Origin of the sequence: Kluyvera intermedia (assembly GCF_021440345.1) — a bacterium.
GTDB classification, from domain to species: domain Bacteria; phylum Pseudomonadota; class Gammaproteobacteria; order Enterobacterales; family Enterobacteriaceae; genus Kluyvera; species Kluyvera intermedia_A.
Window position 1 is genome coordinate 1 of sequence record NZ_JAKCNS010000097.1, and the last position, 11,930, is coordinate 11,930.

The window sequence follows — 11,930 nt, forward strand, 5'->3', positions numbered from 1 at the left end:
TTATATGCAATATAGTTGAGTAAATATTTTATATATTGCAAAAAAAAACGGATAAGCCAGTAACTTATCCGTTTTGGTTATTTATGTTTATGCAATAAAAACTAATTGCGGCGTTCGAAGGCCAGCGCTTTGCGCTCAATTAAACGCATCAGCAGCGTCAACAGTCCGTTGACCACCAGATAGACCAGCCCGGCGGCGCCAAAGACCATTACGTCGTAGGTACGCCCATAAAGCAGCTGTCCGTGGCCCATGACTTCCATCAGCGTAATGGTGTAGGCCAGTGAGGTACTTTTGAACACCAGTACCACTTCGTTGGAGTAAGAAGAGAGCGCGCGTTTGAGCGCGTACGGCAGCAGAATCGCCAGCGTGTCTTTCTTGCTCATCCCCAGCGAACTACAGGACTGCCATTGGCCTTCCGGAATCGCCCGGATAGCGCCGAAGAACAGCTGCGTCGTATACGCCGCGCTATTGAGCGACAGCGCAATCAGCGCGCACAGCCACGGCTCGGACAGCAGGTGCCACACTACCGGGTAGTTTTGCAGCGACGGGAACTGGCCCGGGCCGTAGTAAATGAGGAAGATCTGCACCAGCAGCGGAGTGCCGGTAAACAGGGTGATGTAGGCGCGAACCAGCCACACCAGCACCGGCGTTTTCAGCGTCAGAATGATGGTGAAAATCAGCGACAGTACCAGCGCCACCACGATGGAGGCCACGGTCAGCGTCAGGCTGGTGTGCAGCCCTTTCATCAGCTCCGGTAAATACTCGAGCATCAGCCTGGTCTCCGTTCAAAGCGAGTGGTACGCAGGTCAATGCGTTTGAGAATGTACTGGCTTAATAGCGTAATCACCAGGTAAATGGCGGCCGCAACGATGTACCAGGTAAACGGCTCCTGAGTACGCGTGGCGATACTTTTTGTCTGCAACATCAGGTCGTTAACGCTAATCAGCGATACCAGCGCGGTATCCTTCAGCAGCACCAGCCACTGGTTACCCAGCCCTGGTAGCGCGTGTCGCCACATTTGCGGCATCACCAGACGGAAGAATATGGCGCTTTTCGACAGCCCCAGCGCCTGACCGGATTCCCACTGACCCATCGGCACCGCCTTGAGCGCACCGCGCAGCGTTTGCGACGCATAGGCTGCATAGAGCAAGGAGAGGGCGATAACGCCGCACAGGAACGGGCTGACATCGAAGTTTTCGATCTGCATCTGCACCGGAATTTGCACGACACCAAGGTTAATCGTGAAACCGTCGGACAGCATCAGCAGCAGCTGAGAGGAGCCAAAGTAGATAAACAGCACCACCAGAATTTCTGGCAGGCCGCGCAGCACGGTAACCAGCGCCGAACCCGCCCATGCGACCGGCCGCCATTTTACTGACTCCCATACCGCAAAGAACATCGCCAGCGCCAGCCCGATGACCAGTGCACAAACGGCAAGGCCGACGGTCATACCGGCGGCGCTTGCTAAAGGAAACATTTCGTTCATCAAGTCTTACTTCTGGAACCATTTAGCGTAGATGGTGGCGTACGTCCCATCTTTCTTCACCTTTTCCAACGCAGCATTGAATTTCTGCTGCAGCTCGGTGTTGCCCTGACGGATAGCAATGCCCAGGCCGGTACCGAAGTAGCCTTTGTCGGTCACTTTATCGCCCACGGCCGCCAGCTTGTCGTTGGCTTTCAGCCATTCGGTGACGACAGCGGTATCACCAAAGACGGCATCAATACGGCCGTTTTGCAGATCCAGCTTGGCGTTCTGATAGCTGTCGTAAGGCACGGTAGTGATTTCCGGATGTTTATCCATGATGAATTTCTGGTGCGTGGTGCCGTTCTGCACGCCGACTTTTTTGCCTTTCAGCTGGTCAACGCCGGTGAATTTACCTTTCACACCGACAAACAGCGCAGAATTGTCGTAGTACGGGGTGGTGAACAGAACCTGTTTTTCACGCTCTGGCGTGATATCCATACCGGCCATCACCGCGTCGATACGACGGAATTTCAGGCTTGGGATCAGGCTATCGAAAGACTGGTTGCTGAAGGTACAGGTAGCATCAATCTCTTTACACAGGGCGTTGGCCAGATCCACGTCAAAGCCGACGATCTGGTTGTTGGCGTCCATGGACTCAAACGGAGGGTAGGAGGCTTCCGTGGCGAAACGAATGGTTTGTGCAGCGGCAGCGGAGAGGCTGACGCTGGCAAGCAGCGCGGCAATCAGTATTTTTTTCATAGTCATTGTCCTGAATCTCAGTGAGAAAGATAACTTCTAAAGGCTTCCGTCTGTGGGCTGGTAAAGCAGCTTGCATCGCCCTGTTCGACGATATAACCGTTTTCCATGTACACCACGCGGCTGGCCGTTTTACGCGCCACTTCGACTTCGTGGGTGACGATAACCTGGGTAATGTTGGTTTCCGCCAGTTCGTGAATAATGCTGACGATCTGGGCGGTGATTTCCGGGTCGAGGGCGGCGGTGGGTTCATCAAACAGCAGAACCTGCGGCTCCATCATCAGCGCACGAGCAATGGCTACGCGCTGCTGTTGACCACCGGAAAGATGCAGAGGGAAGCGGTCGCTAAACGGTTTGAGGCGTAAACGCTCCAGCAGTTTTTCCGCTCGGGCCATCGCCTGATCTTTACTCAAACCCAGCACGCGGCAGGGCGCTTCAATCAGGTTCTGTACTACCGTCAGATGTGGCCAGAGGTTGTACTGCTGGAAGACCATACCCACGTTTTGACGCAGTTCGCGAATCGCTTTGTCAGACGGGGCTTTAGCAAAATCGAAATGATTACCCGCAATCGCCAGGGTGCCAGATTTTGGCATCTCCAGCAGATTCAGCACGCGCAGCAGTGAGCTCTTGCCCGCACCGCTTGGACCAAGCAGCACCAGCGTTTCGCCTTCTGGGCACTGAAGCGTGATGTCGAACAGCGCCTGATGTGCGCCATAAAAGCAGTTAATGCCGTCTAATTTAATGCTCATTGATACCCGTCACGAAATTGTTGTCCTCGCCCTGGAAACGCCAGGTGCTTACTCTGCTGCCGCATTTCTCATCCCCGCTGAAGGTATCAGCCATAGAGGAATTATCAGCAATTGAGGCCGCAAATAGTACCTTTGACAGAATAGTTATGCAATATTTGTGCGTTAAAACTTAAATATAAACCAACTTTAGTTATAAAGTTAGCACAAAATAACGGTCGGGGTGGGGGCGGGGAATAAATGTCGGCATTCCAGAGAGAATGCCAGACATTTTGCCGGAATAAGCGGTTAAGCAGAATTTGTTAACACGTTATTAACGTTTTTCAAGAGATTGACGCAAAGAGCCCGCCGGTGCGTGGGTATTGCTGCCAAGATAGCGGACATCATCTACCGCCCAACACTGACCTTCACGAACCATCAACACTTCATCCTTCCAGCTTTGGCTTCCCTGTTTTAACTCGACGCGCAGCGGGATGTTGCGTGCGTCGGTATTCGGGATAGTGGAGGCGCTGTCGACGCTGGCGCTATTTGGTGGCGTTGCGCTGCTGGAGAACATGCCGGATTGCAGCAGCGTGCGCTTGCTTGGGTCCTGGCTACTGTCGCTGAGCAGTTTTGCCAGGTTATCGCTGAGGTACGGGCGCAGTGCGGTGTAGTCGGAGGTCCGCTGCTGGATCTGGAAGTCGTAAAATTTCTGTGCCACGGTATCCGGGCCGCCTTCCACGCAGGGCCCGCTGCGGGTACCGATATCTTTATAGGCCGGTGTTACGGTTGTACAGGCGCTCAGTAGCAGCGCGGCTGGAAGAATAAAGGCAAGATTGGTGTAACGCATAGTGGTTCCTTGTTAGCAGTCTCGGCATTCATCGCCTCGGCGACGCCAGGCAGCGGGCGCGATTTATGTATACGATAATGGAGTAATCCCTTTTCAAGCATAGCGTATCGGTTCGATAATGCGTTTAGCGCTGAGAGCTAAGGTATTGAACGTTAAAGAAGGAGCAGGTAATGCAATTTTCAACGACCCCCACCCTTGAAGGGCAACCAATCGTCGAGTACTGCGGAGTAGTGACCGGGGAAGCCATCCTAGGGGCGAATATCTTTCGCGACTTTTTTGCCGGTATTCGCGATATCGTCGGCGGCCGTTCCGGAGCCTATGAGAAGGAGCTGCGTAAAGCGCGCGAGATTGCCTTTAAAGAGCTTGGCGAGCAGGCGAAAGCGCTAGGTGCCGACGCGGTGGTTGGCATTGATATTGATTATGAAACCGTGGGTAAAGACAGCAGCATGCTGATGGTGAGCGTCAGTGGAACGGCGGTTAAAACACGCTGATGAAACGTTTTCTGATGGTTTTTATGCTGGCGGTTTTGCTGGCAGGGTGTGCCAGTAAAGAAGAGACAAAAGCGGTGGTCGAGAAGCCAGGCTACGTTCTCGACCGGAGTCGCTCAGCACCGGCGGCCTACCCGCGTGTAAAAGTGCTGGTATTGCACTATACGGCCGATGATTTTGATGGCTCGTTGACCACGCTTACCGGCAGTCAGGTCAGCGTCCATTACCTGATCCCTTCCGTACCGCCGCTGATGCATGGCAAGCCACGCATCTGGCAACTGGTGCCGGAGTCAGAGCTGGCCTGGCATGCCGGGATTAGCTTCTGGCGCGGTGCCACGCGAATCAACGACACCTCTATTGGCATTGAACTGGAAAATGCCGGCTGGAAGAAATCGGAAGGTACCCGTTTCTTTACGCCGTTTGAACCGGCGCAAATCCAGGCGTTGCTGCCGCTGGCAAAAGACATTATCAAACGCTACAACATCGAGCCGCAGAACGTGGTGGCGCATTCGGATATCGCGCCGCAGCGTAAAGACGATCCAGGCCCTTTGTTCCCGTGGCAGTCGCTGGCGCAGCAGGGTATTGGCGCCTGGCCGGATGAAAACCGAGTGGCATTTTATCTCAATGGACGCGCGCCAAATGCACCGGCGTCGACGGCAAATCTGCTCGATCTACTGGGGCGCTACGGCTACGAGGTGAAACCGGGAATGACCCGAATGCAGCAGATTCGCGTCATTGCTGCCTTCCAGATGCACTTCCGCCCGGCGCGTTGGGACGGCGTTGCCGATGCCCAAAGCCAGGCGATAGCTGAAGCGCTGTTGGAAAAATACGGGCAAGGATAAATCTAGCGCGGCAGTTTACCGTGATCTTCAAGCCAGGCGGCGGTACGAATAATACCGTCGTCGAGCGACACGATAGGCTCGTAGCCCAACTCTTCACGCGCGCGGCTGATATCCAGCGTAAAGTCGAAGTTCAGCTTAGACACGCCGTAGTGGGTGAGCGAAGGTTCTTTCGAGGTTTTATCCCCGAAGCGTTCCATGCTGCGAGCAATCATATCCAGCATCGGATAGGGGACGGAGCGGATCCGGCAGGCAATATTCAACTCGTCAATTAATCGCTCAACGATGCTGCGCAGCGTGCGTGGTTCACCGTTGGTGATGTTGTAAGCGCGGCCGGACGGCAGATCGTCACAGCGCGGCTGGCTGGCAAGCCACATCGCATGTACCGCGTTCTCGTAGTAGGTCATGTCTACCATCGCATGCCCACCGCGCGGCAGCAGCACGCTGCCGTAGTGGTGCATCATCTGCGCCAGGCGCGGAATGAACACTTTATCGTGCGGGCCAAAGACGCTCTGCGGACGCAGAATGGTGAAGCGGGTATTGGGGTTGGCTTGGGCGAGCAGCTGAATAACTTCTTCGCTGGCGGCCTTGCTGCGGGCAAATTCGTTGGCAAAACGGTGTGGACGAAAGTCTTCTTTAATATCCCGATGATGGTGATAGTCGAAGTACAGGGATGGCGAAGAGATATGGATAAAGTTACGCACGCCCCAGGCTACGGCCCATTCGCCCAGACGACGGGTGGCTCGCACGTTAGCCAAATCAAAAGCGGCCTGCGTCCCCCACGGGGAGGTAAAGCTCGAACAGTGCCACAGAGTATCGACCCCTGCCAGCATCACTTTAGCCTGAGAAGAGACCAGTTCGGTCAGGTCAGCATGGACGAACTCGGCGCCCATTTTTTCCAGCAGTTTGCCCATCGCTTCATTGCGACCGCTCGCTCTGACGCTAATGCCCCTGCTGCGCAGATATTCAACTGCATTTCTGCCTAAACCGCTGGTGGCGCCGGTGACCAGTACCTTCATAATCATCCACAGTGTTAAAAAAGAGTTTCGTGCGCATTCTTCCGTTTATTTCACTCGTATGCAATGGGAAACTAAGATGAAAAAGGGTTAATGCGCGTTTTTTCCTGTGTCTTCTTCTGCGAGGCGAATAATTCGCCGCGCCATCCCGCGAAAAATGAATAGGTGCGCTGGGATCATCAACAGCCAGTAGAGTAATCCTGGCATACCGTGCGGATGCCACCAGGCGCGAACGTCAAGTTCGCGATGTGTGCCTTTATCGACCATCGTAAAACTCAGACGGCCAAGCCCCGGCGCTTTCATGCCGAACAGTAAGGTCAGTGCTTTTTCCGGTTCAATGATAATCACTTTCCAGCTATCAACCATATCGCCGGTTTGCAGCATTTCACGGGCGGGGCGGCCTTTAGCCAGCCGATGGCCGACCAGCAGATCCATCGCCGCGCGCGTCTTCCATAAAACGTTGCCGAAGAAATAGCCTTCTTTGCCGCCGAGTTGGTTAACCACTTTCCACAGCGATGCCAGGCTGGCGGAGGTCTGGACGGTGAACCCCGCCTGCTTGGCAAAAAAACCGTATTCTGGTCGCCAGCGGGCAAACGCCTGGGCGTCGTAACCCCAGTCGCTGGAGTTGGCCAGTTTCTTCTCTTCCTCCAGCGTGCGGCGTACCGCTTCGTCAAAGGGGAGCAGAGTTTGTGGGATCAGCGCACGTAGCTCGCGATCGTCCGCCAGCAGATCGTGTTTTAATCCCTGGATCAGCGCCTTGGCGATCGTCGGCGGTACGGAGGTGATGACGTTCAGGAACCACACCGAAATCCAGCTGGTGGGGAAGGGAATCGGGATCAGCAGACGATGGCGGCCGCTGACCCGCATAAAGTGTTCAAACTGCTGCTGATAGGTCAGCTCTTCCGGCCCGGCGGCTTCAAAAATGCGATGCTCTGATGCCGGGTGATTGAGTAATTCAACCAGATATACCAGCAGGTTTTCCAGCGCAATAGGCGTGGTGCGCGAGCGAACCCAGCGCGGGGGTGTTAACACCGGCAGGTTATAAACCATGTCGCGCATCACCTCAAACGCCGCAGAACCGGCGCCGACGATAATGCCTGCGCGTAGCTCACTCACCGGCACACCCGCATCACGCAGAATATCGGCGGTGAGCTGGCGTGCGCGTAAATGCGCAGACTGCTCGTGGGCTGGCGCCTGAAGCGAACTGAGAAATATCAGCTGACTCACCGGAATTTTTCGCAGTGCGTCGCGCACGTTCTCCGCCACCCGACGCTCATGGGCAATAAAATCTGCACTTTCACCCATCCCGTGAACCAGATAGTAGACCGTATCCACGCCGCTCAGCAGTGCGGAAAAATCGCTGCTTTTTTCCAAATCCACCGCATGGCAGGTCACTCCCGGTAGCTGTAATTTTTGCAGCCGCTCAATACGACGTGCCACTGCCCGCACGGTATAGCCGCGCTGACTTAATTCAGTGACCAGATGCTGGCCGATATAGCCGCTGGCACCGAAAACCAGAATAGACTGTGACACGTCAGGCTCCTTAGCGGGCTAAAAATGCTTTCCAGTGGCTGACAACCTCAGCCAACTGCTGGCGATTGACGTCCAGATGCGTCACCAGGCGGACAATTGGCGAGGCGTTAATCAGCACGCCGCGCTCTTGCATAAATGCACCCAGCGCGCTGGCGTTAGCGTCACCGACGCGAACAAACAGCATATTGGTATCATGGCGCATTACATCTGCGCCAATCTCACGCAGCTGTTCGGCAAGCCAGGCGGCGTTATCGTGATCGTCTTGCAGGCGGGCGACGTTATTTTTCAGCGCATACAGCCCGGCTGCCGCGAGGAATCCAGCCTGACGCATACCGCCGCCGGTCATTTTGCGCCAGCGGTTGGCGCGTTTGATGTAATCACGATTGCCAACCAGCAGAGAGCCGACCGGCGTTCCCAGACCTTTAGAGAGACAGATAGTGAAAGAGTCGCAGTACTGGGCAATCTCTTTTAACTCGCAGCCATAGCTCACCAGGGCGTTAAAAATACGTGCGCCGTCAACGTGAAGCGCCAGCCCGCGCTCGCGGGTGAATTCCCATGCCTCTTTCAGATAGGCCTGCGGCAGTACTTTGCCGTTATGGGTATTTTCAATGCTCAGCAGTTTGGTGCGGGCAAAGTGGATATCGTCAGCTTTAATTTTGGCCGCCACTTTATCCAGCGGCAGGGTACCATCCGCCGCCGCGTCAATTGGCTGCGGCTGAATACTGCCCAGTACCGCCGCGCCGCCCGCTTCGTACAGGTAGTTATGCGCGCCTTGTCCGACGATATACTCTTCGCCACGCTCGCAGTGGCTTAAGAGAGCTACCAGGTTGGCCTGGGTTCCCGTTGGCAGGAACAACGCTGCCTCTTTGCCCGCCAGCTCGGCGGCGTACTGTTGCAGGGCGTTAACGGTTGGGTCATCGCCATAGACGTCATCACCGACCGGCGCGGCGACCATCTCATCAAGCATGGCGCGCGTCGGGCGGGTTACGGTATCACTACGTAAATCAATCACGGCATTTTCCTTTTTAAACTCAGAACAATGCCATCCTTTTTACCTGAGCCAGTTGGTTTTCGCCAGTTCGATGACTTCATCGCCGCGGCCGTTGATGATGGCGCGCAGCATATAGAGGCTGAAACCCTTGGCCTGCTCCAGCTTGAGCTGTGGCGGCATGGCTAACTCTTCTTTTGCCACCACCACGTCGATCAGTACCGGGCCATCGATGCTAAAGGCGCGCTGCAGCGCTTCATCCACGTCGGCCGATTTTTCCACCCGGATACCTGGAATACCGCAGGCCTCGGCGATACGGGCAAAGTTGGTGTCGTGCAGTTCGGTACCATCGGTCAGATAACCCCCGGCTTTCATCTCCATAGCGACAAAACCCAGCACGCTATTATTGAAGACCACGATTTTGACCGGCAGCTTCATCTGCGCTACCGACAAAAAATCGCCCATCAGCATACTGAATCCGCCGTCCCCGCACATCGCTACCACCTGGCGATCCGGGTGAGTAGCCTGAGCGCCCAGCGCCTGCGGCATGGCGTTAGCCATCGAGCCGTGGTTGAACGAACCGAGCAGGCGGCGTTTGCCGTTCATCTGCAAATAGCGCGCGGCCCACACCGTCGGCGTACCCACATCGCAGGTAAAGATCGCGTCATCGGCGGCGAAGCGACTGATTTGCTGCGCCAGATACTGCGGGTGAATCACTTTGTCGCTGGCGGTGGCCAAATCGTCCAGCCCTTTGCGTGCGCTGTGATAGTGCTCCAGCGCTTTATCGAGGAAGCGGCGATCGCTTTTCTCTTCCAGCATCGGTAGGAGAGCAGCGAGCGTGGCTTTGACATCGCCAATCAGCGCCATATCGACCTTACTGTGCGCACCGATGCTGGCAGGGTTGATGTCGATTTGAATGATGGTACTTTCCGTTGGATAGAACGGGCGATAGGGGAACTGGGTTCCGAGCAGAATCAGCGTGTCGGCGTTCATCATCGCGTGGAAGCCGGAAGAGAAACCGATAAGCCCGGTCATGCCGACGTCGTAAGGATTATCGTACTCGACGTGCTCTTTGCCGCGCAGGGCGTGAACGATAGGGGATTTTAACTTCTCAGCAAAAGCGGTGAGCTCCGCGTGCGCACCCGCACAGCCGCTGCCGCACATCAGGGTGATATTGCTGGATGATTTGAGTTTTTCGGCCAGTTTTTCCAGCTCGCTCTGCGCGGGCGTGACGACAGGCTGCGGTGCAGGATACCAATTTGTGCTCGCGCTTTCCGGCGCGGCCTTCAGCGCGACGTCACCCGGTAGCACCACTACCGATACGCCGCGGTTCAGGATGGCTTTTCGCATGGCGATAGCCAGCACCTGTGGGATCTGCTCCGGGGATGAAACCAGCTCGCAATAGTGGCTGCATTCGCGGAACAGCTCCTGCGGATGGGTCTCCTGAAAATAGCCGCTACCGATTTCGCTCGACGGGATATGCGCAGCAATCGCCAGGACGGGAACGTGGTTGCGATTGCAGTCAAATAGGCCGTTTATCAAATGTAGGTTCCCTGGCCCACATGACCCGGCGCACACCGCCAGCTCGCCCGTGAGCTGCGCTTCGGCTCCGGCGGCAAATGCGGCAACCTCTTCGTGGCGCGTTGGCATCCACGCAATGGTGCCCATCCGGTTCAGGCTGTCGCTCAGCCCATTGAGTGAGTCACCCGTCACGCCCCAGATTCGTTTAACACCAGCCTGTTCCAGAGTTTTGGCGATATAGTTAGCTACTGTCTGTTTCATGGTTTTCCGTCTCCTTAAATGTGATACCGGTTACAAGTTTAGATTAATCTCGTCGTTTCGCCGGGAGAATCCCCTTATTTTCAGCAGGTATATTTAGGTAATAAGAACAAGTAACGTGGTGTTCTACAGGGATAAACAGGGAAAAATTCAGATGATTACAACATTACTAAATGCAGTAAATCGTACGCTATCGCACGAGGATTTTGGCAAGCTGCTATTGCGTCTGGTTGTTGGCGGTTTGATGCTATTTCACGGGCTGCACAAGCTGATTGGCGGCGTAGACGGCATCAGCGCCATGCTGGTGGCGAAAGGGCTACCGGGGTTTATCGCCTACGGTGTATTGGTCGGCGAAGTCGTAGCGCCTATTTTGTTGATTCTCGGCGTGCTGACCCGTCCGGCAGCGCTGGTACTGGCGTTTACCATGATTGTGGCCTGGCTGATGGTTGGGCTGGGTGAAACCGCCCAGCTGGAAAAAACCGGGGCGTGGGCGATTGAGAGCCTGGTTTACTTCTTTGTGGCGGCGCTGGCGATTGCGTTTATCGGCGCAGGTAAATATTCGCTGGGCGGCAATTCGGCCTGGCGGTAGTCTGTTTGACAACGTAAGCCAGAACCCAGCCCGCGGCTGGGTTTATTTTTTAATCGTGTAATGCGGCAGCGGATCTAATTCGATGTATTAAAGTTGCATTTTAGAATATTTATCTATAATACCTATGGGGGAAATCATGCTTGTAAATTATAATAAAATTAGACATTTATCAAATATCCATAGTGATCTTAATATTTCATCTGATATTTTTGATAAGGACTCTAATACTGAATTGCTACGTCACAGATTGGGCTGGATATGGGATGCTGCGGTTGCAGCTGACTATCCAGTATGTTTTGTTGCAACCGAACTTTGTTGTGCTGGATTTGCCCTAGAATGCGATGATGAATTTGATGGAAAACCGTCCATTGTCTTGTTTATCGACCAGGAAGTGAGCTTTAACGATATTAAGGTTTGTTGGATGCATGAAAACGTGCATCTAAACCAATTAAGATCTAAACACTTGGTTCTTGCTCAAGGAATGTGCTATTGGAAAGGTACTGAATATGACCTGCTTGAACTCCCGCCTATTGACTATTCAGAAGGGGATGCCTTATTTGGAGAGCAGGTTTTAACCGTTTTGAAATATTATGCACAGCCATGGGAAATTGAGGCACAAGAAGGGCTCTGGAATACCCGAGACAGCACATTTTTATTGGCTAAGCTGCTTATTGATAAATATGGGACATGTTGGAAAAATGAATGGAATGTTGAGTATCGTCGAGAATTAATAAATAGGTATGGATTAAAATACGCTTTTAGGGATTTAGTTATTCTGCCATAAATATGATTCGCTGTTATTGAGGCTGAATTCCGCTTCTGACCTCGAGCGGAACTCATTGTTGGGGGCTGATATTGAAGAATCATGTGAGGTTACTAAATCAGGTGATGCTGCCAACTTA

13 protein-coding genes are annotated in these 11,930 nt (G+C 54.1%); 4 read left to right on the forward strand and 9 right to left on the reverse strand.

The window, feature by feature from the left end; translation table 11 throughout:
• Positions 1-101: 101 nt before the first annotated feature.
• The 5 genes from artM to LZ634_RS20300 all read right to left on the reverse strand — a co-directional run bounded on the left by artM (position 102) and on the right by LZ634_RS20300 (position 3,796).
• On the reverse strand, positions 102-770 hold the full coding sequence (artM, locus tag LZ634_RS20280; RefSeq protein ID WP_234508430.1) for an arginine ABC transporter permease ArtM: 669 nt from the start codon (positions 768-770) through the stop codon (positions 102-104).
• Positions 770-1,486 carry an arginine ABC transporter permease ArtQ gene (gene artQ, locus LZ634_RS20285; RefSeq protein WP_234508431.1) on the reverse strand — a complete coding sequence of 239 codons (717 nt, stop codon included), beginning with the start codon at positions 1,484-1,486 and terminating at the stop codon, positions 770-772. Before artQ ends, artM begins: the two co-directional genes overlap by 1 nt.
• 6 nt (positions 1,487-1,492) lie before the next feature.
• Positions 1,493-2,224, reverse strand: coding sequence for an arginine ABC transporter substrate-binding protein ArtI (gene artI / locus LZ634_RS20290; RefSeq protein WP_234508433.1), 732 nt, complete (start codon positions 2,222-2,224; stop codon positions 1,493-1,495).
• A gap of 17 nt (positions 2,225-2,241) precedes the next feature.
• Complete coding sequence (artP, locus tag LZ634_RS20295) at positions 2,242-2,970, reverse strand: arginine ABC transporter ATP-binding protein ArtP (RefSeq protein WP_234508435.1); 729 nt, start codon at positions 2,968-2,970, stop codon at positions 2,242-2,244.
• A gap of 310 nt (positions 2,971-3,280) precedes the next feature.
• On the reverse strand, positions 3,281-3,796 hold the full coding sequence (locus LZ634_RS20300) for a lipoprotein (protein WP_234508437.1): 516 nt from the start codon (positions 3,794-3,796) through the stop codon (positions 3,281-3,283).
• 170 nt (positions 3,797-3,966) lie between these two features.
• Between LZ634_RS20300 and LZ634_RS20305 the strand changes: the two genes are divergently transcribed.
• Entirely contained in the window at positions 3,967-4,287 is a 321-nt protein-coding gene (locus LZ634_RS20305) for a heavy metal-binding domain-containing protein (protein ID WP_234508439.1), read from the forward strand.
• Entirely contained in the window at positions 4,287-5,126 is an 840-nt protein-coding gene (locus tag LZ634_RS20310; protein WP_234508441.1) for an N-acetylmuramoyl-L-alanine amidase, read from the forward strand. Before LZ634_RS20305 ends, LZ634_RS20310 begins: the two co-directional genes overlap by 1 nt.
• A 2-nt stretch (positions 5,127-5,128) precedes the next feature.
• On the opposite strand, the gene LZ634_RS20315 is transcribed toward LZ634_RS20310, so the two are convergent.
• From LZ634_RS20315 to poxB, 4 genes are all read right to left on the reverse strand, one after another.
• Entirely contained in the window at positions 5,129-6,142 is a 1,014-nt protein-coding gene (locus LZ634_RS20315) for an NAD-dependent epimerase/dehydratase family protein (RefSeq protein WP_234508443.1), read from the reverse strand.
• An 87-nt stretch (positions 6,143-6,229) separates the two neighbouring features.
• Positions 6,230-7,672 carry an SDR family oxidoreductase gene (locus LZ634_RS20320; protein ID WP_234508445.1) on the reverse strand — a complete coding sequence of 481 codons (1,443 nt, stop codon included), beginning with the start codon at positions 7,670-7,672 and terminating at the stop codon, positions 6,230-6,232.
• A 10-nt stretch (positions 7,673-7,682) separates the two neighbouring features.
• Positions 7,683-8,684, reverse strand: coding sequence for a low-specificity L-threonine aldolase (gene ltaE / locus LZ634_RS20325; RefSeq protein WP_234508446.1), 1,002 nt, complete (start codon positions 8,682-8,684; stop codon positions 7,683-7,685).
• A gap of 39 nt (positions 8,685-8,723) precedes the next feature.
• Entirely contained in the window at positions 8,724-10,442 is a 1,719-nt protein-coding gene (gene poxB / locus LZ634_RS20330) for a ubiquinone-dependent pyruvate dehydrogenase (RefSeq protein ID WP_234508448.1), read from the reverse strand.
• A gap of 151 nt (positions 10,443-10,593) precedes the next feature.
• On the opposite strand from poxB, the gene LZ634_RS20335 reads away from it, so the two are divergent.
• Together LZ634_RS20335 and LZ634_RS20340 are read left to right on the forward strand one after the other, a co-directional pair.
• Complete coding sequence (locus LZ634_RS20335; protein WP_234508451.1) at positions 10,594-11,028, forward strand: DoxX family protein; 435 nt, start codon at positions 10,594-10,596, stop codon at positions 11,026-11,028.
• Between the two features lie 136 nt (positions 11,029-11,164).
• A complete protein-coding gene (locus LZ634_RS20340; protein ID WP_234508452.1) occupies positions 11,165-11,812 on the forward strand; it encodes a hypothetical protein in 648 nt (215 codons plus the stop codon).
• Positions 11,813-11,930 lie beyond the last annotated feature (118 nt).